This is a genomic window from Lentzea sp. NPDC102401 (assembly GCF_044765805.1).
Taxonomy (GTDB): Bacteria; Actinomycetota; Actinomycetes; order Mycobacteriales; family Pseudonocardiaceae; genus Lentzea; species Lentzea sokolovensis.
The window spans coordinates 136,238-158,369 of sequence record NZ_JBIWKS010000019.1 but is presented as its reverse complement, the minus strand read 5'-3'; the positions used below and the strand labels follow the sequence as shown (position 1 = coordinate 158,369).

Annotated in this window: 20 protein-coding genes; 11 read left to right on the top strand and 9 right to left on the bottom strand. The window is 69.3% G+C overall.

Annotation, left to right across the window (positions count from 1 at the left end):
- Nucleotides 1–47 precede the first annotated feature (47 nt).
- Complete coding sequence (locus ACIRG5_RS44080) at nucleotides 48–920, bottom strand: hypothetical protein (RefSeq protein WP_402916651.1); 873 nt, start codon at nucleotides 918–920, stop codon at nucleotides 48–50.
- Between the two features lie 157 nt (nucleotides 921–1,077).
- Here ACIRG5_RS44080 and ACIRG5_RS44075 point away from each other — a divergent pair, with 157 nt between their 5' ends.
- Nucleotides 1,078–1,332 carry a hypothetical protein gene (locus tag ACIRG5_RS44075; protein WP_402916649.1) on the top strand — a complete coding sequence of 85 codons (255 nt, stop codon included), beginning with the start codon at nucleotides 1,078–1,080 and terminating at the stop codon, nucleotides 1,330–1,332.
- Between the two features lie 15 nt (nucleotides 1,333–1,347).
- On the opposite strand, the gene ACIRG5_RS44070 is transcribed toward ACIRG5_RS44075, so the two are convergent.
- Nucleotides 1,348–2,124: an STAS domain-containing protein gene (locus tag ACIRG5_RS44070; protein WP_402916647.1), complete on the bottom strand. Its 777-nt coding sequence runs from the start codon at nucleotides 2,122–2,124 to the stop codon at nucleotides 1,348–1,350.
- Nucleotides 2,125–2,313: 189 nt separating this feature from the next.
- Between ACIRG5_RS44070 and ACIRG5_RS44065 the strand changes: the two genes are divergently transcribed.
- On the top strand, nucleotides 2,314–4,545 hold the full coding sequence (locus tag ACIRG5_RS44065; protein ID WP_402916645.1) for an ATP-binding protein: 2,232 nt from the start codon (nucleotides 2,314–2,316) through the stop codon (nucleotides 4,543–4,545).
- Nucleotides 4,546–4,558: 13 nt separating this feature from the next.
- Here the strand turns inward: ACIRG5_RS44065 and ACIRG5_RS44060 are convergent, their stop codons facing one another.
- Nucleotides 4,559–5,626, bottom strand: a complete 1,068-nt coding sequence (locus ACIRG5_RS44060; RefSeq protein ID WP_402916643.1) for an LCP family protein — start codon at nucleotides 5,624–5,626, stop codon at nucleotides 4,559–4,561.
- Nucleotides 5,627–5,660: 34 nt separating this feature from the next.
- Here ACIRG5_RS44060 and ACIRG5_RS44055 point away from each other — a divergent pair, with 34 nt between their 5' ends.
- The 6 genes from ACIRG5_RS44055 to ACIRG5_RS44030 all read left to right on the top strand — a co-directional run bounded on the left by ACIRG5_RS44055 (nucleotide 5,661) and on the right by ACIRG5_RS44030 (nucleotide 11,345).
- Nucleotides 5,661–6,080 (top strand): DUF6542 domain-containing protein, encoded by a 420-nt coding sequence (locus ACIRG5_RS44055; RefSeq protein WP_402916641.1) that lies wholly within the window; start codon nucleotides 5,661–5,663, stop codon nucleotides 6,078–6,080.
- Between the two features lie 82 nt (nucleotides 6,081–6,162).
- Nucleotides 6,163–8,055, top strand: a complete 1,893-nt coding sequence (locus ACIRG5_RS44050; RefSeq protein WP_402916639.1) for a glycosyltransferase — start codon at nucleotides 6,163–6,165, stop codon at nucleotides 8,053–8,055.
- A gap of 23 nt (nucleotides 8,056–8,078) precedes the next feature.
- Complete coding sequence (locus ACIRG5_RS44045) at nucleotides 8,079–8,657, top strand: TetR/AcrR family transcriptional regulator (RefSeq protein ID WP_402916637.1); 579 nt, start codon at nucleotides 8,079–8,081, stop codon at nucleotides 8,655–8,657.
- Between the two features lie 64 nt (nucleotides 8,658–8,721).
- Nucleotides 8,722–9,915, top strand: a complete 1,194-nt coding sequence (locus ACIRG5_RS44040; RefSeq protein ID WP_402916635.1) for a cytochrome P450 — start codon at nucleotides 8,722–8,724, stop codon at nucleotides 9,913–9,915.
- Nucleotides 9,912–10,109, top strand: coding sequence for a ferredoxin (locus ACIRG5_RS44035; protein WP_402916633.1), 198 nt, complete (start codon nucleotides 9,912–9,914; stop codon nucleotides 10,107–10,109). The genes ACIRG5_RS44040 and ACIRG5_RS44035 overlap by 4 nt, the downstream gene beginning before the upstream one ends.
- A 279-nt stretch (nucleotides 10,110–10,388) precedes the next feature.
- Nucleotides 10,389–11,345: a hypothetical protein gene (locus ACIRG5_RS44030; RefSeq protein ID WP_402916631.1), complete on the top strand. Its 957-nt coding sequence runs from the start codon at nucleotides 10,389–10,391 to the stop codon at nucleotides 11,343–11,345.
- 114 nt (nucleotides 11,346–11,459) lie between these two features.
- On the opposite strand, the gene ACIRG5_RS44025 is transcribed toward ACIRG5_RS44030, so the two are convergent.
- The gene (locus tag ACIRG5_RS44025; protein ID WP_402916629.1) at nucleotides 11,460–11,897 is read right to left on the bottom strand and encodes a hypothetical protein; all 438 of its coding nucleotides are present in this window, start codon (nucleotides 11,895–11,897) and stop codon (nucleotides 11,460–11,462) included.
- A 73-nt stretch (nucleotides 11,898–11,970) separates the two neighbouring features.
- On the opposite strand from ACIRG5_RS44025, the gene ACIRG5_RS44020 reads away from it, so the two are divergent.
- Entirely contained in the window at nucleotides 11,971–14,907 is a 2,937-nt protein-coding gene (locus ACIRG5_RS44020) for a BTAD domain-containing putative transcriptional regulator (protein WP_402916627.1), read from the top strand.
- Here ACIRG5_RS44020 and ACIRG5_RS44015 read toward each other — a convergent pair.
- The 5 genes from ACIRG5_RS44015 to ACIRG5_RS43995 all read right to left on the bottom strand — a co-directional run bounded on the left by ACIRG5_RS44015 (nucleotide 14,888) and on the right by ACIRG5_RS43995 (nucleotide 19,417).
- Nucleotides 14,888–15,688 carry a phospholipid scramblase-related protein gene (locus ACIRG5_RS44015; protein ID WP_402916625.1) on the bottom strand — a complete coding sequence of 267 codons (801 nt, stop codon included), beginning with the start codon at nucleotides 15,686–15,688 and terminating at the stop codon, nucleotides 14,888–14,890. The genes ACIRG5_RS44020 and ACIRG5_RS44015 overlap by 20 nt on opposite strands.
- Nucleotides 15,689–15,773: 85 nt before the next feature.
- Nucleotides 15,774–15,965, bottom strand: a complete 192-nt coding sequence (locus tag ACIRG5_RS44010; protein WP_319978552.1) for a ferredoxin — start codon at nucleotides 15,963–15,965, stop codon at nucleotides 15,774–15,776.
- The gene (locus tag ACIRG5_RS44005; protein WP_402916623.1) at nucleotides 15,962–17,170 is read right to left on the bottom strand and encodes a cytochrome P450; all 1,209 of its coding nucleotides are present in this window, start codon (nucleotides 17,168–17,170) and stop codon (nucleotides 15,962–15,964) included. The genes ACIRG5_RS44010 and ACIRG5_RS44005 overlap by 4 nt, the downstream gene beginning before the upstream one ends.
- A gap of 31 nt (nucleotides 17,171–17,201) precedes the next feature.
- On the bottom strand, nucleotides 17,202–18,791 hold the full coding sequence (locus ACIRG5_RS44000) for an ABC-F family ATP-binding cassette domain-containing protein (RefSeq protein WP_402916676.1): 1,590 nt from the start codon (nucleotides 18,789–18,791) through the stop codon (nucleotides 17,202–17,204).
- A 77-nt stretch (nucleotides 18,792–18,868) separates the two neighbouring features.
- Nucleotides 18,869–19,417: a TetR/AcrR family transcriptional regulator gene (locus ACIRG5_RS43995; protein ID WP_402916621.1), complete on the bottom strand. Its 549-nt coding sequence runs from the start codon at nucleotides 19,415–19,417 to the stop codon at nucleotides 18,869–18,871.
- A 58-nt stretch (nucleotides 19,418–19,475) separates the two neighbouring features.
- On the opposite strand from ACIRG5_RS43995, the gene ACIRG5_RS43990 reads away from it, so the two are divergent.
- Complete coding sequence (locus ACIRG5_RS43990) at nucleotides 19,476–20,522, top strand: FAD-dependent monooxygenase (protein ID WP_402916619.1); 1,047 nt, start codon at nucleotides 19,476–19,478, stop codon at nucleotides 20,520–20,522.
- A gap of 291 nt (nucleotides 20,523–20,813) precedes the next feature.
- Nucleotides 20,814–21,989 (top strand): nitric oxide synthase oxygenase, encoded by a 1,176-nt coding sequence (locus ACIRG5_RS43985; RefSeq protein WP_402916617.1) that lies wholly within the window; start codon nucleotides 20,814–20,816, stop codon nucleotides 21,987–21,989.
- Nucleotides 21,990–22,132: the final 143 nt, after the last annotated feature.

Below are 22,132 nucleotides of genomic sequence, written 5' to 3'. Positions count from 1 at the left end.
TGTTCGGGTTCTGCAAAGATCACCCCGGCAACGTCGGCCCGGCACCGTCAACGCAGGGAGATCCCGCGCGTGGCCGCCGCCTGCGCCATCGGCCGCAACCGGTCCCACACCCGTTCCGACCGCAGCTCCTCCGCCGCGCTCACCGCCCGCAGCCCCACGGCCTGCCCCTCGTCGAGGTCGCCGTCGAGGAAGTGGCACGCGGCCAGGGCGATCAGGCAGAACGTGCCGCTGCGCGCCATTGCCGGCCCGAACCCCTCGATCGCCGACGACAACGCCGGAACCGCCAGCCGGGTGTCACCGAGCTCCGCGTGGATCGTGCCGGTCATCGCGGTCAGGTCCGTCTCGTCGTGGAACCGAGCCCAGTCCGGCGCGCGTGCAGGGTCTGCGGACGCGAACGAGTTGTGTGCCTTGCCCAGCGCGCGCAACGCCTCGGCGGAACGGCTTTGGCGTGCGTACGCCCAGGCCTCGTTCAAATACATGATGCTCGACGCCAATGGCGCGAAAGCGCCCCTCTGGAAGTAAGCCAGCGCATCGCCCGGTGCGCCGTGATGCAGATGCACGCGTCCACGCCGGTAAACGATGTTGGTCGTCAGGTCTTCGTCGTGACGCGCCAAATCCAGCGCACGGTCGAAATGGTGGTAGGCGGCCCCGACCTGACCACAGTCGAACGACGTCCACCCGGCCAGGTTGTGCAGATCCGCGACGGCGGACAGCAGGCGCGCACGCACGGTGTCCGAGGCTTCGGCGGTCAGAAGCTGTTGCGCCCAATAGATCCGCACGACGACGGCGTCGCGGCACGCCCCTCCGCCGTACTGGTAGTCGACCGAGCGCAGCGAACGGGTCTGCGCCTCCAGTTGCTCCACATCGCTCGTGCCGATGCGGCTGGAGTGTGGAGGAGGGAAGAACGCAGGATCCGCCATGGAGTACACCTCTGCGCCGCCGTTGGAATCCGAGCCTAGGGCGCGCAAGCCCTGCTGAGAAGGGGGCCAGTGTCGAATGGAATTCTGCGGAAGACGCGATTGAACAGGTATAAATCCGGGTATGCGTGCTCTGGTCGGCGCGTGCATTCTGTGCATCATGAGGCGACGCGCGCATCTGCGGCTGGTGACCTCCTCCGAGGTCGTGGACACGACGCTGGCGGCGGTTCTCAACGCCGAAGACCTGGCTGAGGAGCTCGGCCTCGATCCCGAGGCCCGCGTGACGTGTGGCTGGCATCGCTGCTGGTTGCACCAGTGCGTGGCCTCGCCGCCGGACACCGCGGCGAATCGTCAGTTCGTCCGGGCCTACCGGACGAGCATCGCGGCGATGAACGCTGGAAGGTGCACGCGGTAGAAAGACCCGGAAGAACTAAACCTGGTGGGTGAAGACGGCGGCCTCCTGGAGATGGCTCGGAGGCCGCTGGCTGTCCTCCGGCACGTCGAGCAACGCCCAGATGATGTGCCGGCCGCCACCGGCCGGCGTCTCGCCCATGGTGAAGTTGCAGACGGCGATGGACGCGATGTTGTGCCGCATGACGTGCCACTGCTTGAGGTCGAAGCGTGCGGTCGTGCGCACGGCGACGGACATCTTGTCGCCGCGCATGCGCAGCAGCAGCGCGAGAGGGCTGTCGTCCTCGATGTGCGACACGAGCTCCACGGCCACCTGCGGTGCTACGTCAAGCAACGACTGGACGCCCCACCGTTCGCAGGCGCGTTCCGTGATGCGCTCGGCCACGTGCGGAAGGCAGCGGCACGACGGCAGTTGCGCGTCCACCCGGTCCTCGTGCCTGAGTCGCACCACCGAGGCCAGCGCTTCCGGCGTCGTCGAGTACAGCGGGATGTGCCGGGGAAGGCCGCGTGACTCCAGCGTCGACCGCAGCCGGTGATCACTCACGACGAGGCTCAGTGAGATGCCCGGCCAGCGCGCCGCGGACAGCCACACGACGTCGAACAGCACGAGCAGCGCGGGCGACTCGGCGACGAGGTCGTCCAGCTCCACCACCACGCCGACGAGTTCCTTGGTCGCGCAGTCGAGCAGCACGTCCTGCGCGCGCATGTAGGTCGTCCAGTCGAGCTGCCCGCTGAGCCGGACGACGAGCACGCCGTTCTGCTCCCGGACGTCCACCCCGAGGCTGTCACCGGCCATGACCCCGTCCCCTCCCCACAGGCAGGTTCCCCAAGGGCCCAAGCCTGATGGCGTCACTGCACGGGCCCTAGGGGGTAACTACCCGTGTTTCCACGTTGGTACCTCCGGGGGACCGCGTTGCAGCGGGAGATCGCACCGACCTAGGGTGCGGCTGTGTGCGGTTCGCTTTCCCCAGGTCGCAGAGGCAATTTGCCTGCTGACACAACTACTTTCGTCGGCCGCAAGCACGACGTCGCCGAAGTGCGGAGGCTGCTGTCCGAGTCGCGCCTCGTCACTCTTACGGGTGTCGGTGGCGTCGGCAAGACACGGCTGGCGTTGCGTGCTGCCGCCGAGACGAGCAGGGCGTTCCGCGACGGGGTGTGGTTCGTGGAGCTGGGCGGCGTCACCGACCCGGAACTGGTCGTGCACACGGTTCTGGAACAACTGGGTGTGCACAACGACACAGTCCGCGTGCACCGCACCGTTCTGATGGAACACCTGCACGACCGGCAGACGCTGATGGTCCTGGACAACTGCGAGCACGTCGTCGGGGCCACCGCCGACCTCGTGGACACGTTGCTGCGTGGTGTCCCAAGCCTGCGCGTGCTCGTCACCAGCAGGGAACGCCTCGGCGTCGACGGCGAACACCTCTGGCAGGTCGCGCCGCTGCCGCAGGACCCGGCGCTGGCGCTGTTCGCCGAACGGGCCGCGGCCGTCGAACCCGGATTCGTCCTCACCGCGCGCAACCACGCCGAGGTCAGCCAGATCTGCGCCCTGCTCGGTGGAATCCCGCTGGCCATCGAACTGGCCGCGGTGCGCCTGCGCGTGTTGAGCCTTGACCACTTGTCGTCCAGATTGGACAACACCTTCCGGGTGCTGGTGGACGGCAAGCGCGGCGGCGATCCGCGCCACCAGACGCTGCACGCCGCGGTCGACTGGAGTTTCCACTTGTGCACGCGGCCCGAGCAGATCCTGTGGGCGCGGGCGTCGGTGTTCTCCGGCACGTTCGACCTGGAGGCGGCGGAACGGGTCTGCTCCGGTGACGGCGTCGCACCCGAGGAGGTCATGCACTCGCTGATGGGCCTGGTCGACAAGTCGGTCGTGGTGTCGGAGCAGCACCCGTCCGGCACCCGGTTCCGGCTGCTGGAGCCGTTGCGCCAGTACGGCCTGGAGAAACTGCGTGACGCCGGCCGCGAGCAGGTGCTGCGCGAACGGCACCGCGATCACTTCATCGACTGGGCCGAGCGGCGTGAGCGGGAGTGGTTCGGCCCCGCCCAGCCGCAGATCTTCTCGCTGACGCGCCTGGAGCACCAGAATCTGCGGTCCGCCTTGGACTTCTGCTTCGACCACGACACCGACCACTGCGTGCGTCTGGCCAGCACACTGTGGTTCTACTGGGCGGGCTGCGGCATGCTCGGAGAGGGCCGCCACTGGCTCGACCGCGCCGTGGCGAGGGCGAAACCGGGCCCCTTGCGGGCCAAGGCGTTGTGGGTCAACGGTTATGTGTCCACGTTGCAGGGAGATCTGCCCGCGTCGACGCGGATGCTCGACGAGTGCCGCGAGTACGCCGTCGCGTCCGGCGACGGTCCCGCGCTCGCCTACGCGACCCACCGCCTCGGCTGCACGCACCTCGTGGGCGACGACCTGCACCTCGCGGACAGCCTGTTCGAGGAGGCCATGCGCCTCTACCAGGGTCAGGGCACCGTCAACAGCCACACCATGCTCGCCGGCATCGAACTGGCGATCTCCGCGACGTTCCAGCACGACTTCGCCGCCGCGGAACGGCTCTGCGTCGAGGCCAGGGCCGTCGGCGAGGAGCACGGCGAACTGTGGGCGCAGGCGTACGCGGTTTACGGACTGGCCCTGTGCGCGTGGGTCAGCGGCGACCTCGTGCGCGCCGACCGGCTCGGCCGGGAGTGCCTGCGGATGAAACGCTCGTTCCACGACCTGCTGGGCATCGTGCTCGCGATGGAGGTGCTGGCCTGGATCTCCGCCACGCAGGGCGACGCGGTGCGTGCCGCCACGCTGCTGGGTGCCACCAACGAGATCTGGCAGTCGGTGGGCTACCCGATGTTCGGGTCGCGCTACTTCGGCACCCCGCACGGCGAGTGCGAGTCGGTGACGGTCGCCGCGCTCGGCGAGCACGAGTTCCGGGAGATGTTCCGCAAGGGCATGGACCTCCAACTGGAGGACGCCATCGCGTTCGCCATCGGCGAGGAACAGGCCGAAGACCCGGCTCCGGCCGTGACCCCGACCCCGCTGACCCGCCGCGAGCAGCAGGTCGCCGACCTCATCGCCGGTGGCAAGTCGAACAAGGAGATCGCGGCCAGGCTGGTGATCGCGCGGCGGACCGCGGAGGGGCACGTCGAGCGAATCCTGCAGAAGCTCGGGTTCACCTCGCGCGCGCAGATCGCCACCTGGGTCACCGAAAGACGCAGCTAGCAGCGACACGCCACTAGTCGATGCACGGAATCCCGTCGTTCGGCGGCGGGGGCGGCGGGGCCGTGGCCAGTTCGGTCACCTTCGCCCGGACCTTGGCCTGGTCCACCTTGTTCACGTCGAGTCCGCCCAGGTGCGCGCCGCCCTCGATCGGCAGCGTGTCGAACCGCACCTCGGACGGGATGTTCCCGGCGAACTCGGTCAGGTCGAACCGCGCGTCCAGCACGACGTCCTGCTTCGCCATGTCGATCATCGCCTGCACGGCGGTGACGTCCGCGCCCTTGAGCCTCTTCGTCACGGCCGACAGGAACGCCTGCTGCCGCCGCGTGCGGTCCAGGTCGCCGTTCGGCAGACCGTGCCGCTGCCGCACGAACGACAGCGTCTGGCCCGCGTCGAGGTGCTGCGGCCCTGCCGGGAAGTCCGCCCCGGACAACGGGTCCTTCGCCGCGTCGCGCAGGCACACGTCCACGCCGCCGAGCCCCTCGGCGATGTGGAAGAACCCGATCAGCGAGATCTCCACGAGGTGGTCGATCGGCTGGCTCAGGAACGCCGACACCGTCTGCACCTGCGCCCTGCGCCCCGCCTCACGCCCGGCGCGTTCCAGCTCCCGCTTGTCGTGCGTCCCGGCCTCGCGCAGCCGGTCCTCCTCGACGATCTTGGCCCGGCCGTAGGCCTCCTTGATCTTGCCCTCGCCGCCCGACGTCAGCGGCACGAGGTTGTCGCGCGGCACGGACATCGCCACCGCGGGCCCGGAAACGGGGATGTGCAACAGGATCAGCGTGTTCGCGTTGTAGCCGCCCCGGTCGCTCTCGCCCGCCTGCATGCGCCGCAGCACGTCGTCGGGCAGCGGTTCGCCGTGCAGGTCCAGCCTCGTGGTCAGGCCCATGATCAGGATGTTGCGGCCGGACTCCGACCGGGGCGCGTCGTCCGGGATCGCGTAGGACCGCTCGACGCCGGTCGAGAGGGTGGACACAGTGGACCAGGCGAACGCCGAGGCTGCGAGCAGGACCGCGCTCAGTGCCAGCCAGGCGGTGCGCGTCAGAACGAGAAAGACCGTGCGGTGACAGCCACCACCTGATTGCATGAACAGGACACCCCCTGAACTATTCTAGGTGCTCATGGGGGTTCAACTGCCCAGTCTCGCCGCGCTCGCGATGCTGGCGGTGTTCACGCAGACGGGGGTCTGGGTGGACGGGGGCGACATCGGCTGGGCCTTCGGCGTGTGGCTCGTGGGCGGCACGGTCGTGGCCTCGGCACTGGTTCGTCGCATCGGGTTGTGGACGGTGGCACCGGCGCCACCTCTCGTTTTCGTCGTCGTCGCGGTGGGCAACGCGGCCTGGGAACGGCAGTCGAAGAGGTACGCGCCGTGGGGGAGCAGCAAGGAGTTCGCCGCGGACGCGATCCCGTGGCTGGTGAACGGGTTTCCGTGGATGGCGGCGGCGGTCGTCGCGGCACTGGTCGTCGTGGTCGTCCGCGTTTTCATTGGGGGCAGAAGGAAATGCAGGTCTTCGTCGATCGAAACGGCGGTAGACGGGTAGCGGCGAGACTCGTCAGCTGGACCGTCGCGAGTGGACTGATCCTGTTCGCCGCGGTCGTGGGCGGCACGCTGCTGGGAGCGTGGTGAAGCGCACGCCGCGGTTGCACTGGATCTCGATCCTGCTCGGGCTGCTCGTGCTGATGGGCGTGGTGTCGTTCCACGCCTACGCCGCGATCAAGCCCGGACCCGTGCGGATCGCCGGGGAGCACCGGGAACTGCCCGACGGCACGCTCGCGCTGGCGTTCCACGGCGGCCCCGACCCGAAGTGGACCCCGCGCACCCTGGAGAGGCTGCGGGCCGCCGGCGTCAAGGCGACCTTCTACGTCACCGGGGCCCAGGTCACCCGGCATCCGGACGTGGCACGCCGCATCGTCGCCGAGGGGCACCGGATCGGCCTCGACGGCTTCCGCGCCGAGGGTGATCTCGCCAGTTCGCTCAACCTCGCCTTCGCCCAGGCCGCGCTCGCCGACGCGCTGGGTGTCCACACGCGACTGGTCGGCGCTCCCGCCGAGGTCGACAGCGGCGACCGCGAGTACCAGGACATCGGCACGCTGGTCCGGACGGCGTTGCGGGAGAAAGGCGGCGTCGTCCGGCTGCACGACGACGGCAGCATCGGCGGCGACATCGCCCGTGAGCTCGCGAAGCAGCCCGGCTACCGGTTCGTGCTGATCAGCGACGAGCAGCCGGTCGAGGCCTCCGCGCGCGAACGATTCACCGGCGCGGTCACCACGTGGTCGCAGCGCAACGGCGGCGTCGTGCTGGTGCTGTTCGGCACGGCCATCGCGATCGCCGCCCTGCTCGGCCTGCTGCGCACCCTCATGCAACTCGGCCTCGCGCACACCGACCGCCGGCTGCGGCGCGAGAGCGAGGAGGAGCCACCGCCGTGGTTCGCGCCGCCGGTCTCGGTGGTCGTCCCGGCGTTCAACGAGGTGCTGAACATCGTCGCCACCGTCAGGTCCATCACCGCGAACAACCACCTCGCCGACGTCGAGGTGATCGTCGTGGACGACGGCTCGACGGACGGCACCGCGGACGTCGCCGAGGAACTGGACCTGCCCGGCGTCACCGTGATCCGGCAGTCCAACCAGGGCAAGCCGGCGGCGCTGAACGCGGGCATCCGCGAGGCGACGCACGACGTGCTGGTGCTGGTGGACGGCGACACGATCTTCGAGCCGGACACGGTGGGCCAGCTCGTGCAGCCGTTCGCGGACAACGGTGTCGGCGCGGTCTCCGGCAACGCGAAGGTCGGCAACCGGCAGGGCCTGCTCGGGCGCTGGCAGCACCTGGAGTACTGCGCGGGGTCCAACCTGGACCGGCAGATCCTGCACGCGCTGCGCTGCATCCCGACGGTGCCGGGCGCGGTCGGGGCGTTCCGCAGGGCCGCGCTCGTCGACGTCGGCGGCGTCAGCGACGACACGCTCGCCGAGGACACGGACCTCACGATGGCCGTCACGCGCGCGGGCTGGCGGGTCGCCTACCGTCCGGAGGCCAAGGCCTGGACCGAGGCACCGGCGACCGTCCACGGCTTGTTCAAGCAGCGCTATCGCTGGTCGTACGGCACTTTTCAGGCGATGTGGAAGCACCGCGGCGCGTTGGTGGAGAACGGGCCGATGGGCCGGTTCGGCATCCTCTACCTGCTGGCGTTCCACCTGCTGCTGCCGTTGCTCGCGCCGGTGATGGACCTCTTCGTGCTGTACGGGTTCCTCGTCGCCGACGCACCGCTCGCGTTGATCGTGTGGATGGTGTTCCTGCTGATCCAGACGGCGAGCGCGGGCTACGCGCTGAGGCTCGACGGCGAGTCGCTCAAGCCGTTGTGGGCCTATCCGCTGCAGCAGGTCGTGTACCGGCAGTTGATGTACGTCGTGGTGATCCAGTCGTTGATCACGGCGGTGCACGGCACGCAGCTGCGGTGGATGTCGGTGCGGCGCACGGGTCGGCTCACGGATGCGCCCGGCGGTACGGTGCACGTCACCTGAGCCGCCTCACGAGGGGACCATGCGTGGGTCGCACGCCTTTGGACGCACCGGCGCGTCAGCAGGAGGTCTTCGCCGCCGTGCTCGGAGTGCTGGCCGAGGTCGGGTACGCCAGGTTCAACATGGACCTGGTGGCGAGCAGGGCGCGTGCCAGCAAGGCGAGTCTCTACCAGCGCTGGCCGTCCAAGGCGCGGCTCATCACGGACGCGCTGAAGGCGAACCTGCCCCAGTTGCCGCAACCGGACGAGGGGACGTTCGCCGAGGACGTCCGCCAGATCCTGCTGGCGTGGGGCGAGCCGATGCCGTTCGACACCGCCGGGATCTTCCTCGGGCTGCTCGAGGGCAGCCGTCAGGACGCCGACCTCGCATGCCTGCGCGAGGAGCACGTCGACCGCGCCTACACCGAGCACCTCCGGGTCGCCGTGGACCGGGCGAAGGCGCGCGGTGAGCTGCCGGAGCGGCTCGACGCCGACATCCTCATCACCGCGCTGATCTCGACGTTCGTCCTGCGGTCCGAGGAACCGGGCGTGATCGACGGCATCGTCGACGGCCTGTTGAGACCGCTCATTGGCACCTTCAGGGCCAAACAACTCGTCAAAGAGTAGTTTCTTCGCTACGTTCGGTCATGGATTCAAAAGAACAGTTCTGTTCTGTTTAGGGGGATCTCCCATGACCGAAGCTGCCGTCTGCCCCGTCCCGCACGAGAACCGCACGCACCCGCTGGGCCCGCCCGCCGGGTTCGAGGAGGCCATCGGCAACGGACCGGTGAGGATGCGCTGGCCCAACGGCGTCGACGCCTGGGTCGTGAGCAGCTACGCCGGCGTGCGCAAGGTGCTTTCCGACCCGCGGTTCAGCGCGAACAAGGACGGCCAGCCCGAGATGCGCACCGAGGGCGAGCAGGTCCTCGGCCTGCCGGAGCCGGGCAACATGAACGTGATGGACGGCGACGACCACCTGCGCCTGCGCCGGCCGCTCTCGCGGGCGTTCATGGTCAAGCGCCTCAACGAGATGCGGCCGCGCATCCAGGAGATCGTCGACGAGCACCTCGACGCGATGGAACGTTCGGGAGCGCCCGCCGACCTCGTGTCGTCGGTCTGCCTGCCGGTGCCGTCGCTGGTGATCGCCGAACTGCTCGGCGTGCCGCCGGAGCACCAGGAGCTGTTCCAGGCCACGGCCAGGGAGATGTTCGGCAAGAACGGCTCGCGCGCCGAGTACGAGGCCAAGGCCGAGGAACTGGGCGGCGTCCTCCTCGAGGTCGTGGAGGAGAAGAAGGCGTCGGGCACCACCGACGACCTGATCGGCCTGATGGTCAACGACACCGACTTCCAGATGGACGAGCTGCTGTTCCTCGCCATCGGCCTGCTCGCGGCGGGTCACGAGACGACGTCCAACTTCTTCGGCCTGTTCACGCTCACGCTGTTCGAGAATCCGGACCAGCTGGCGATCCTGCAGCGCGACCCGAGCCGTGCCGACGTCGTCGTCGAGGAGCTGATGCGCTACACCGTCGGCAGGCTCGGCGGCGCGGGGCTCGCGCGCAAGGCCACCGAGGACGTCGAGGTCGACGGCGTCACCATCCGGGCGGGCGAGTGGGTCGCGGTGACGTTCCACGCCAACCTCGACGAGGAGCTGTGCCCGCGCGCCGGTGAGCTCGACCTGGAGCGCAGGGCCGTGTCGCACCTCGGGTTCGGTTTCGGGCCGCATCAGTGCCTCGGCGCGAACCTGGCTCGTGCGGAGCTGCAGATCCTGCTCCGCACGCTGTTCACGCGCTTCCCGAACGTCCGGCCCGCGATTCCCGTGGCCGAGATGGACTTCCGCGAGGACATGATCACCTACGGCGCTGCCGAGATTCCGGTGGTCTGGTGACGACAGTCCGGATAGACCAGACGAAGTGCATCGGATCGGGCCAGTGCGTGCTCGCCGCACCGGACGTGTTCGATCAGTCGGATGACGACGGGATCGGCGTCGTGCTGGTCGCCGAACCGCCCGCCGAGCTGCTACCGGGCGTTCGTGACGCGGTGGACAGGTGTCCCGCTCAGGTGGTGACCCTGGAAGAGTGACTTGATCGGCCGTTCCGGTGAGGGGCAATTACCGGAAATGGATTCAGTTCGGCGGTGCCGACACCTTGTTGGCCCCTTTCCGATCACCACGGCCGTCCGAAATCGTAGGCGCGGCCACCACGGCGTTGTGGTGGCCGCGCCGACGTGTCCCGGGAGAGTCCAAAGACCCTTCCCGACCAGGCCCTACAGAGGGATGGTGGCGGCGGCGCGGTGAATACCGGCGGTGTGTAACGGGTATCTGCACAACGGGTGCGCGGCGCACGTCAGGAGGGCCAACCTATGTTCAGCAGCGAAGCTTTTCCAGCTCGCGTGGACAAGACCGACGTGCGGCATGTCGAAACTCTGACGAATGCGCTGCGGGCACTCGACCACGAATACGGCGGCGGTTCCTGCCGGGACGCCTGCGTCGCATTGCTGAACTGGGCGAACCCGCTGCTCGACACCGGCTCCGGCGGACAGGTCCTGCACCGCCTCCAGGTGGCGATCGCCGACCTGCACAACCTGGCCGGCTGGGCGTCTTTCGACATGGGGCTGCTGGAGTCCGCACACCTGCACTTCGGCCGTGCGATGGGCCTCGCGCGCGCGTCCGGCAACACCGCGCTGGAGGCCAACATCCACTACCGGATGGGCCGCGTGCACCTGCACTACGAGCTCGCCGAGGACGCTCTGGCCTCGTTCCAGCGAGGTCTGCCCATCGCGCAGGCCAGCGGGTCCACGCTGGCCGTGTCGATCCTGCACGCCAACGAGGCGTGGGCGTTCGCGAAGATGGGCGCGGAAAGGCAGGCGCTGCGCCAGTTCGCGCGTGCCGAGGACGAGTTCGGACAGTCCGTCGCGGAGGACGCACCGCCGTGGGCGCGGTTCTTCGACCTCGCCGACCTGGTGTCCATCGGCGGCATGGTGCACACCGAACTCGCGCGCACCTGCGACGTGAAGTACGCGCGGTCGGCGATCCCGCTGCTCACCAGGGCCATTTCCGCAGGGGGAGAGGAAACGTCGCGCAGCCAGTCGTTCCGGCTGGCCGCGCTGGCGATGAACTACCTGGTGCAGAACGAGACCGAACGCGCGCGCGAGGTCGGGGAACAGGCGATCGCGGTGTCCGGTCCCATCCGCTCGGCCCGCACCCGGGATCGCATGCGGCCGTTGAGGCAGGAGGCGGAACGGTTGCGGGGCAACGAGGCCGCGGACGACCTGGCGTCACGTCTGGGGAAGTTCATGACGTCACAGGGCGCAGCCTGACACTGGAGGCGTCACCGGGACCCGAGGAGAGGTTTGGGCTTCGGGCCCCGGCGACACCGTCTGGGGAGGAGCGGCGCCCCGCTGGGGGCCAAGACGCCGCTCCGGTCTGGTGCTTCAGCAGCGGATGCTGGTCTCGGCGCGGTAGGTCGCGGCACCGGAGGACCACTCGGCGAACGCGTTGGTGCAGGTGTCCAGGGTGTCCGTTCCGTACGACCAGAGTTCCTGCTGCCGGTAGCCGCCCGCCTTGCGGCCCGCGTGGGCGTACGGCTCACGTGACGACTCGCTGCCCCACTTGGCGATGATGACGAACAGCGGGGTGTAGGGCGCGCCCGCGGTGTGCACGCTGTTCCAGGTGTAGATGTAGGCCCAGTTCTTGCCGCAGCCCTTGAACTGCTTGACCGAGGCCCACTTCTGCCCGCCGGATCCGATGTAGCCGGTCGTGCCGATCTGCGTCACCGGTCCACAGCCGGGGGCGCTTTCGGCCTGGGCCTGGCCGGACATGGCGACTCCCAGGAACAACGCCGCCACGGCGAGGAAGGTTGTCCGCTTCATGGGCGAGAAGCATCACGCGGCCCGCTGACATTTCGCTGACACCTCGGGTTACCGGCTGGTTAGGATCGGGCCCATGCAACGCCGGTGGGAGTTCAGGGTTCTCGGATCGTTGCAGGTCACCGACTCGGGCCGGGCGGTGGAGCTGCGCTCGGCCAAACAGCGTGTCCTGCTCGCCGCGTTGCTGATGAAGCCGAACGCGCCGGTCTCGTCCTACGAGCTGATGGAACACCTCTGGGGCGACGAGCCGTCAGGTGCGGCGCGCGCGACCTTGCAGACGTACGTCATGCGGTTGAGACAGTCGCTGGACGACCTGGCCGACCGCAAACTCGTCCGCACGTGGCCGACCGGCTACTCGATCCACGTCGAGGACGACCAGCTCGACCTGCTGACCTTCCAGCGGCTGCGCGCGGAAGCCCGTCGCGCGCCCGATCTGGAGACGGAGGCGCGGCTGCTGGGCGAGGCCGCGGCGTTGTGGCGCGGACCGGCACTGGACCAGGTGTCGTCGCTGCGGATGGAACAGACCGACGTGCAGCGCCTGAACGAACAGCGCTGGGAGGTGCTGGAACGCCGCAACGACGCCGAGCTGCAGCTGGGCCGGCACGACCAGATCGTCGACGAACTGCGCTCGCTCGTCGCGGAACACCCGCTGCGCGAACGCTTCTGGTACCAGCTCATGCTCGCCCTGCACCGCACCGGCCAGCAGGCGCAGGCGCTGGACGTCTACCGCAGGGCCAGCGACGTGCTCGCCGACGAGCTCGGCATCGACCCGAACGCCGAGCTCCGCGCCCTGCACATGGAGGTCCTGGCAGGCTCTTCCGCGCCCGTGGCCGTCCAGTCCGGACCGTCCTGGCTGCCGCCCGCGGTCGGTGACTTCTCCGGGCGGTCCGACGAGGTCGTGCGGCTGACCGCCGGGTTGCGCGCCGGTGGCACGTGGACGATCACCGGGCCCGGTGGCGTCGGCAAGACGTCGCTGGCCGTGCACTGCGCTCACGCCGTCCGGGACGCCTTCCCGGACGGGCAGCTGTACCTGAACCTGCGAGGCGGTGAGCAGAAGCCCGTCGAACCAGGGGCCGCCCTGGACCGGTTGCTGCGCGGCCTGGGCGTGTCCGGCGGTGCCATCCCGTCCTCTGTGGAGGATCGGGTCGACCTCTACCGGGACCTGCTGTCGGACCGGCGGATCCTCGTCGTGCTGGACAACGCGGTGAACGAGGCCCAGGTCCGGCCGTTGCTGCCGGGGACCACCTCGGGCGCCGCCCTGGTGACCTCGCGGGCAGCGCTCGCCGGACTGGAGGCGGCGCACGTCGTGCCGCTGGACGTGCTGCCGTCCGCGGACGCGCTGGCGTTGCTGCGGGCCGCGGTCGGCGAGGCCCGGTGCGCCGCCGAACCCGGTGCGGCGCAGGAGATCGTGACCTACTGCGGCAAGCTGCCGCTGGCGCTGCGGGTGGCCGCGGCCCGGCTGGTGGCGCGTCCGCACTGGCAGCTCGCGAAGCTGGCCGGCCGGTTGTCCGACGAACGCCGCCGGTTCGACGAGCTGTCGCTGGGCGACCTCGACGTGCGGGCTTCGCTCGCGTTGTCCTACGACGGCCTGGACAAGACGCGCCAGACCGCGTTCCGGCTGCTGTCGCTGGTGGACACCCCGGACTTCCCGGCGTGGGTCGCGTCCCCGTTGCTGGGCCTCGATCTCGACGACGCCGAGGACCACGTCGAGGCGCTGGTCGACGCCCGCCTGGTCGAGTACGCGGGACGTGACGGGCTGGGGCAGGTGCGGTACCGGCTGCACGACCTGTTGCGCGCCTTCGGCCGGGAGGCCGCCACCGAGGACCCGGCCATCGCGCTGGGGGCGTTGTTCGAGCAGTGGCTGGACCTCGCGATGCGGGCCGACGCGGAGCTGCCGCACCAGGGCGTCCGGCTGGAACCCCTCGACCTGGAACGGTTCGACCTCGGCGACGCGGCCGACTGGTTCGACGCGGAGTGGCTGAACATCCACGCCGTGATCACCCAGGCGGCGGCGCTGGGACTGGGAGCGCTGGCCGCGGAGCTGGCGATCCGGTCGGCGGCGTTCTGCGACCTGCGGGCCCGGTTCGACGACTGGGAGCAGATCAACGACCTCGGCCTGGCGTGCGCGCCCGAGTCCCGCCGGCCGATGCTGTTCCAGCAGCGCGGGATCCTGAGCGCGCGGCTGCACGACTACGCCGCGGCCTCGGCTCACTTCCAGGCCGCACAGGAGGGTTTCGCCGCCGCCGGAGACGTGTGGGGCGAGGCCTACGCCTGGTACGGCATGGGCTGGATGCACGAGTGGAGCGGACGCTCCTCGGAGGCCCGTGAAGCCCATCGTGAGGCCAAGACGCGGTTCGCCGCCTCCGACAACCCGCACGGCGAGATCGAGGTGCTGTGCTCGCTGGGAGCCATCGAGCGCCGCGCCGGCGGCCTGGTCGCCGCGCAGGGCTATCTGGAGCGGGCCTGCCGGCTCGCCGGGCAGATGGGGGACTCGCAGAGCGAGTTGATGGCCACGCTGGAACTGGGGCGGTTGCACCAGTTCACCGGCGAGCTGACGCTGTCGGCGGAGTTCCTGAGGGCCTCCCTCGCCGCCGCGCAGAGGTTCGGCGACCCGGACCTGGCCGCGAACATCCGGCTGTTCCTGGCGGACACGCTGATCCGGTCCGGGCAGAACTCCCTCGCGGAGGACCAGCTGCGGCAGGCGTGGGAGTTCTTCGAGGAGCACGACGACCGGCAGGGCCGCATCTGGGTGTGGCGCCTGAGGTCCGGCATGACCACCTCGGCGGAGGAGGCCCTGACGCTGGCGTCCCTGGCGATGGAACAGGCCAGGGAGATGGGGTCACCGCCGGAGTTCGGGCGGTCGTTGCGGGTGCTGGGCAACGCCCTGGAACGGGCCGGGCGGCTGGACGAGGCTCGCGAGCACTGGCGGCAGGCGGAGGAAACGCTGACGGCGGCCGGGTTCCAGGCCGAGGTCGACGAACTCCGCCTCGCCACTAGCCCTGGTTCTGGCTGAGCACCGTGTCGACCGTGACCCCGGACGCGATGATCATGCTGAGCAACGGGTCCGGCACCTGGCGGTGGAACTGCACGACGTAGTTGTCCGCAGTGGTGAACAGGGCTTTGGACATGCCCTGCCAGGTCTTGGTGATGCGCGCGACCTCGGTGTCGGTGTGGTCCTGCAGCGAGAAGTTCCACGCGCGCCAGTTCTCCGCGTAGATGCCGCCGACCTTCATCCCGTTGCAGACGTAGGCGAAGCGGACCTTGCCGAAGACGTTCTCCTGCACGATCTCGCCGATCGGCATGCCGTCGCCGCGCTCGACCAGGACCTTGGACTTCCACATCGTCGCGGGACGGGTGACGCGCAGCAGCGGCAGTCCCTGCACGTCGCGAATCTCCAGGCGGACGTCGAGCATCGCGTCCATCTTGGTGAAGGCGCGCAGGGCCTTGGCGGTGCCGGACTGACCGACCTGTTCCACGGTGCCGATGTGGCGGGCGTGCTGGTCGTAGATGACGTAGGAGTTCGACATCTCGACGAGCTTCGCCTTCTGGTTCACGACCAGGACGGGCTCGGTGAACAGGGTGCCACCGCCTCCGCCGACGACGCCCTGGACGCCGGCGCGCTGCACCTGCCGCGCCACCCGGTCCTGACCGGTGCCGCCCATCTGCACCTCGGCGTGGTGGGCGTCGGCCTGTTCCTGGCGCGGCTGCACGTGGGACGTCCACTGGGTGCCGTCCCACCACCGCACGAAACGCGGGTCGGCGTTGTCCGGGTACCAGCCCGGCGCGGTGTTCATGCCGAGAGCGTACGACTTCGCACGGTCGTTGGAGCCAGGCGACGGGGCACGCGTGTCGCCTGGCCGCTCTTCAACGCGGCGCGGATCAGCTGATCGTGATCGCGCCCGCCGGGCACAGGCTCGCCGCTTCCTTCGCGGTGGCCTCGTGCGCGGCGTCGGGGTGCTCTTCCAGCAGTACGACGGTGCCGTCGTCTTCGCTCTGGTCGAAGAGGTCCGGGTCGGTCAAAACGCACATTCCCGAACCGCAGCACTTCGTCTGGTCGACGGAGATCTTCATGCCGTCCACGCTACTGGCAGCGAGTGGACTCCGTAGATCCCCATGTCGGTGCGCAGCGGCACCTCCTCGGGGTCGATGTCGAGCCGGAGGTCCGGGAACTCCTGGAACAGCCTGGAGAAACCGATCCGCATCTCGATGCGGGCGAGTTGCTGACCCAGGCACTGGTGGATGCCGTGCCCGAACGCCACGTGGCCGCCGGCCGGGCGGCGCAGGTCGAGCTCCTCGGGGTTGCCGGAGAACTTCTCCGGGTCGCGGTTGGCCGCCGGTACGTGCATCACCACGGTGTCACCGGCCCTGATGAGGTGACCGTCGATCTCCACGTCCTCGACGGCGGTGCGCGTCGGTCCGAAGTGGATGATCGACAGGTACCGCATCAGCTCCTCGACGGCGTTGTCGACGACGTCCGGCTCGTCGCGCAGGATCTTGAGCTGGTCCGGGTGCTGCAGCAGCGTGAACGTGCCGAGGCCCAGCATGTTCGCCGTGGTCTCGTGACCGGCCAGCAGAAGCAGCAGCGCCATGTTCGACGCTTCCTCGTCGGTCGGCTCACCTGTGGCGAGCAGATCGCTGATCATGTCGTCGCCCGGGTCGGCCTTCTTGCGGACGACCAGCTCGCGCATGAACTCCTGGATGCGCGCCATCGCCTCCATGGCCTCTTTGAACGTCGACTCCAGGCTCAGCATCTTCGTCGTGTCTTCCTGGAACCTGTGCCGCTCGTCGTAGTCGACGCCGAGAATCGCGCAGATCACCAGCGACGGCACCGGAAGCGCGAACTCCTTCACGAGGTCCGCGTGGCCGTCGAACGTGCGCAGGTGCTTGAGCTGGTCGTCGACGATCGTGCCGATCCACTCGGCCAGCTGGTTCATCCGCCGGACGGTGAACTGGCCCTGCAGCATCCGGCGCAGCCGGGTGTGGTCCGGCGGGTCCTGGCTCAGGAACATGCCCGGCTCGACCTTGCGCCTCTCCGCCGGCGCCTCGCCCTGGAACCTGACGTCCAGCAGGTGGTGCCTGGAGGGGTCGTTCGTGAACTTCGGGCTCCCCAGGACCTCACGCACCTGGTGGTGACCGGTGACGAACCAGCCGAGGTGACCGTCGGCGAACTTCAGCCTGCTGACGGCGGCCTGCTCGCGGATCGCCGTGACCTCGGCGGGCGGGTCGAACGGGTTCTGGCGCGTAGTGGGCAGTTTCTCGGAGATCAGTTCGGTCATCTCGCACACCTCCCAGTGCTCGGTAGAGGACCTATTTCGAAGCTACAGAACTTTCATGACTCCGTGAAGGTGAATCGAGGATCACGGCCCGCCACGAACCGAAATCTGTCCGCATCTGCCTGTCGTGGGTCGCGACGGCCACCGCCGCACGGGTCTGGTCCAGCGCTTCGGTCAGTTCGTCGACCAGGGCGATCGACAGGTGGTTGGTCGGTTCGTCGAGCAGCAGGACGTGCGGAGCGCTGCTCAGCAGGATCGCCAGCTCCAGGCGCCTGCGTTGTCCAGTGGACAGCCGGCCGACCGGGCGCACCAGGTCTTCTCCTCTGAGCAGACCGAGTTCCCCCACCCGCGAACACACCTGCGCGGCCGTGGCGTCCTCGTTCTCGAACGTCGATTCCTGGGTCAGCAAGGCGACCCTGCCGACGTGGTGCACCGTGCCGTTCGACGGCTGGAGGCGGCCGGCCAGCACGTTCAGCAACGTCGACTTGCCCGCTCCGTTCGGACCGGTGACCAGCAGCTTCTCGCCCGCGCTCAGGGAGATGGGCTCGGTGAGGGTCAGCCTTCCGGGTACTTCGAGCGGGGTGGCGTGCAGCAGGTCGCCGCTCGCATCCAGCTCCGGCGGCGTGAAGCGCATCGGCGGCGGGGGAGCGTCGACGCGCTGGTCGTCCAGCTCCTCCAACCGGCGTGCGACGTTGCGCATCTTGTTCGCCGCACGGGTGGTGCGCTGGTGCCTGCCCGTGCCCTTCGGCGGACGCCAGCCGTCGATCAGGCGGGACTGGGCGCGGTCGACCTTCTCGGCCAGTTCGCCGTGCTCGGCCTCCTCCTGGGCGAACCGCTGTTCCCACCGCTGGCGTTCGGCGCGTTTGGCCTCCTTGAACGCCCGGTAGCCGCCACCGTGCAGGTGCACCTCGCCGTCCGGGGACGGGTCGAGGTCGAGGAGCTGGGTGCAGACGTCGTCCAGCAGCGTGCGGTCGTGGCTCACCAGCACCACGACGCCGTGGTGCTGCTGAAGGCGTTCGGTCAGGAACGCCAGCGCCGCCGCGTCGAGGTGGTTGGTCGGTTCGTCCAGCAGCAGGACGTCCGCGCGCTCGGCGAGCAGGCAGGCGAGCCGGACGCGGTACCGCTGCCCGACGCTGAGCCCGGACAGCCTGGTCGACCTGGCGTGGTCGGCGTCGAGGGCCTTGAGTGCGATTCCGGCGCGGCGATCGGCGTCCCACGCCTCGATGTTCTCGGCGTGGGCCAGGGCTTTCTCGTAACGCTGTTCGTCGAACGGCTCCGCCGCACCGTCCAGTTCGGACAGTGCCTGACGGCTTTCGCGCAGCGCCTCGGACAGCAGGTCCCCCACCGTTTCGGTTGCGTGGAACGGCATTTCCTGTTGCACGAGGCTCAACGATCCGTGCCGGGTGACAGTTCCCTGGTCCGGTGCCAGGTCCTCGGCCAGCAGCCGGAGCAGGGTGGTCTTGCCGCGGCCGTTCTCGCCGATGATGCCGAGACGCTGGCCCGCGGAGACCTTCAGCGAGATGCCGTCGACGACGGGCCCGGCCTCATAGCCCTTGGTGAGATCTTGGGTCGTCAAATGAACATGCGAACGCACGGGGATCCTCTTCTGGGTACGCGAAATCAGGACGTGTAGCGCGGTGGCACACGTCCGTGATCAGAGGTAGAAGACCCCGTACCCGAATCCCATGAAACCCACGGTACTTACGGTCGCAACGCTTTTTCGACGGCTTCGCGGAGGTCCCGCACGCTCTCCTCGGTGCCCGGCTCCGGCCCGACCGTGCTGCCGCCGCCGACGAGCCGGTAGAAGAGCAGGCCCTCCAGGAACGCGGTGAAGTGCGCGCCCGCCCGTTCGGGATCGGAGTGGCCCAGCATCTTCGCGATCGCGGTGGCCTGCTCGCGCGGGGAGTGGACCATGATCGACTTCAGCTCGGGGTGGTGCGTGGCCTCCAGCATCGCCGCGTACCGCGCGAGCGTCCTGTTCCGCTCGACGAGCCAGCTGTCGAGCGTCCTCGCGATGCTGCCCGCGACGTCGTCGGGATCGGGCACGACGTCCAGCCGCTCCTGGTCCGCGAGCCGCGCCACGAACCCCTCGATCAACGCCTTGCGCGTGCGGAAGTACGCGCTGGTGGAGCCTTCCGGCAGTCCGGCCTGACGGTCGACCGCGCGGTGGGTGAGCCCGCGCATGCCCTGCTCGGCGACGAGCTGGATCGCGGCGTCGGTGATCAGGTCCCTGCGCACTGTGCTCCTCATCTCTCTACAGCTGTAGTCTACAGATGTAGAGTCCTCTACATCTGTAGAGGAGGATGCGATGAAGGCGATCGTGGTGGGTGGCGGCATCGGCGGGCTGGCGGCGGCGGTGTCGTTGCGCCGCGTCGGCTGGGAGGTCGTCGTCCACGAACGCGCGGCCGCCTTCGGCGAGATCGGCGCCGGCGTGGGCGTGATGCCGAACGCGCTGCGGGCGCTGGAGTGGATGGGCGTCGCCGACGAGGCCCGGCGGCTGGGCACGCCGCGCGTGTCCGGCGGCGTCCGGGCGGTCGACGGGCGCTGGCTCGTGCACCTGCCCGACGTCGGCCAGGAGAAGGTCGTCGCGATGCACCGCGCCGACCTGCACGGCGTCCTGCTGCGCGCGCTGCCGTCCGGGATCCTCCGCGCCGACACCGAGGTGACCAGCGCCGACGACCTGGACGCCGACCTCGTGGTGGCGGCGGACGGAATCAACAGCCGCCTGCGCGCGGAACTGCTTCCCGACGCGCCGGGACCGGTGTACGCGGGCGCCACGGCGTGGCGAGGGGTGGCGCCGGGCCCCTGCGACCTGCCCCTCTCGCAGACTCTCGGCCCCGGCGGCGAGGCGGGCGTCCTGCCGCTCGGCGACGGCAGGGTCTGCTGGTACGTCGCGGCCGTCGCTCCCGCCCAGGCCGACCTGGACCCGGTCTCGTTGTTCGCGGACTGGCACGACCCGCTGCCGCACCTGATCGCCTCGACCGCCGACGTGATCCGGCACGACATCTACGAACTGCCACTGCTGCCCACGTTCGTGAAGGGCCGGGTGGCGCTGCTGGGAGACGCCGCGCACGCGATGACGCCGTACCTCGGGCAGGGCGCGTGCATGGCGCTGGAGGACGCGGTGACGCTGGCCTCGGTCGACGGTGATCTCGCCCGCTACGACGCGTTGCGCAGGCCACGCTCGCAGTCGGTGTGGAAGGGCTCGCGGATGGCGGGCCGGGTCGGCATCGAAGTGCGGTCGCCGTTCGCGCTGGCGTTGCGGAACTTCGCCTTCCGCGTGGTGCCGTCGTCACTGGCCGTACGGGGGATGACCCGGTTCTCCGCGTGGGAGGTTCCCGCGATGCCTCGATGATGTGTGCACAATGGACATCACGGGGCATGTTGGTGCGATGCTGGCGGTGATTCCCGCGCGGTGGAATCGTGAAGTTCACTCGAACGGGTCGAATCCAATGGTGAGCTGAATCACTGGTCAATGTTTGATGTCAGCGCGATAACAGCGGAGAACCACCCTTTGTAGCGCCCATTGTCACCCGGTTGCGGTATCAAGTAATTGCTGTGCGTACCGGACGCGGCCCAGTGATCCAGATGGCGTAACGCGACAGGCGGTTCCCGCTCCACGAAAGCGCAACTACGGTGCCTCGCCATGACCCCCGTCCCGACTGATGTGCTGCCCCGTTCCCTCACGGCGCTTCCCCCGGCGCAGGTCGAGAACATCGGCGAGTTCGACATCTCCGAGGCTGAGGACTTCGTCCGGCAGCACCACGCCGAACATCCGGAACTCGGTCCCGTCGAGGCCAGGCTGGCCGAGGTGCACGCGGAGATCGCCGCGACCGGCACCTACCGCCACACGACCGCCGAACTGACCTTCGGCGCCCGCGTGGCCTGGCGCAACAGCTCACGCTGCATCGGCCGCCTGTACTGGCGGAGCTTGAAAGTGCGCGACCAGCGCGAGGTCTCGGCCCCCGCCGACGTGGCGGCGGACTGCGTCGAGCACCTCCGCGTCGCGACGAACAAGGGCAAGATCCGGCCCGTCATCACGATCTTCGCGCCCGCCGAACCCGGCATGGACGCGCCGCAGATCATCAACGAGCAGATCATCCGCTACGCCGCCTACCGCGGCACCGACGGAGGAGTGCTCGGCGACGCGCGGAACCTGGAGCTCACCGACCTCGCGGTGAAGCGCGGCTGGCAACCGCCCGCCACGCGCGGCCCGTTCGACGTGCTGCCGCTCATGGTGTCCTGCAAGGGCCACGACCCCGCACTCGTCGAGATCCCCGCCGACGCCGTGCTGGAGGTCCCGCTGGCGCACCCGGACTTCCCGTGGCTCGGGGCGCTCGGCGTGAAGTGGCACGCCGTTCCCGCCATCAGCAACATGCGCCTGCGCATCGGCGGCATCGACTACCCGTCGGCGCCGTTCAACGGCTGGTACATGGGCACCGAGATCGGCGCCCGCAACCTGGCGGACAACGACCGCTACGACCTGCTGCCGTACCTGGCGAAGCGAATGGGCCTGGACATGTCGTCGGAGGCGACGTTGTGGCGCGACCGAGCTCTCGTGGAGCTCAACCGCGCCGTCCTGCACTCGTTCGGCGAGGCCGGCGTGACGATCACCGACCACCACACCGAGTCGAAGAGGTTCCTGACGCACCTGGAGAAGGAGGAGGCCGCGGGACGATCCTGTCCCGCCGACTGGTCCTGGATCGTGCCACCCGTGTCGGGCGGGGTGACGCCGGTCTACCACCGCTACTACGACTCCGCTGAGCTGCTGCCGAACTTCTTCCCCGCGGACAAGCCCACCGGATGTCCTGTCGCCCACTGAACTGGAGCCTGAACCCCGGCCGCGGCGGCGGCCGGGTGTGCGTTCGGACGCCTCGCGGAGACGCTCGGTGAGCGCCTCACACCGGTGATTGGGCTGGTGGAGTGCCTGACATTGGCCGGTGCGGTGCTCTGGCAACTGTCATG

Coding starts and splice junctions, on each gene's coding strand:
- ACIRG5_RS44080 (WP_402916651.1), bottom strand. CDS start 920: ATGGCGGATCCTGCGTTCTTCCCTCCTCCACACTCCAGCCGCATCGGC.
- ACIRG5_RS44075 (WP_402916649.1), top strand. CDS start 1,078: ATGAGGCGACGCGCGCATCTGCGGCTGGTGACCTCCTCCGAGGTCGTG.
- ACIRG5_RS44070 (WP_402916647.1), bottom strand. CDS start 2,124: ATGGCCGGTGACAGCCTCGGGGTGGACGTCCGGGAGCAGAACGGCGTG.
- ACIRG5_RS44060 (WP_402916643.1), bottom strand. CDS start 5,626: ATGCAATCAGGTGGTGGCTGTCACCGCACGGTCTTTCTCGTTCTGACG.
- ACIRG5_RS44055 (WP_402916641.1), top strand. CDS start 5,661: ATGGGGGTTCAACTGCCCAGTCTCGCCGCGCTCGCGATGCTGGCGGTG.
- ACIRG5_RS44040 (WP_402916635.1), top strand. CDS start 8,722: ATGACCGAAGCTGCCGTCTGCCCCGTCCCGCACGAGAACCGCACGCAC.
- ACIRG5_RS44030 (WP_402916631.1), top strand. CDS start 10,389: ATGTTCAGCAGCGAAGCTTTTCCAGCTCGCGTGGACAAGACCGACGTG.
- ACIRG5_RS44025 (WP_402916629.1), bottom strand. CDS start 11,897: ATGAAGCGGACAACCTTCCTCGCCGTGGCGGCGTTGTTCCTGGGAGTC.
- ACIRG5_RS44020 (WP_402916627.1), top strand. CDS start 11,971: ATGCAACGCCGGTGGGAGTTCAGGGTTCTCGGATCGTTGCAGGTCACC.
- ACIRG5_RS44015 (WP_402916625.1), bottom strand. CDS start 15,688: ATGAACACCGCGCCGGGCTGGTACCCGGACAACGCCGACCCGCGTTTC.
- ACIRG5_RS44010 (WP_319978552.1), bottom strand. CDS start 15,965: ATGAAGATCTCCGTCGACCAGACGAAGTGCTGCGGTTCGGGAATGTGC.
- ACIRG5_RS44005 (WP_402916623.1), bottom strand. CDS start 17,170: ATGACCGAACTGATCTCCGAGAAACTGCCCACTACGCGCCAGAACCCG.
- ACIRG5_RS43995 (WP_402916621.1), bottom strand. CDS start 19,417: ATGAGGAGCACAGTGCGCAGGGACCTGATCACCGACGCCGCGATCCAG.
- ACIRG5_RS43990 (WP_402916619.1), top strand. CDS start 19,476: ATGAAGGCGATCGTGGTGGGTGGCGGCATCGGCGGGCTGGCGGCGGCG.
- ACIRG5_RS43985 (WP_402916617.1), top strand. CDS start 20,814: ATGACCCCCGTCCCGACTGATGTGCTGCCCCGTTCCCTCACGGCGCTT.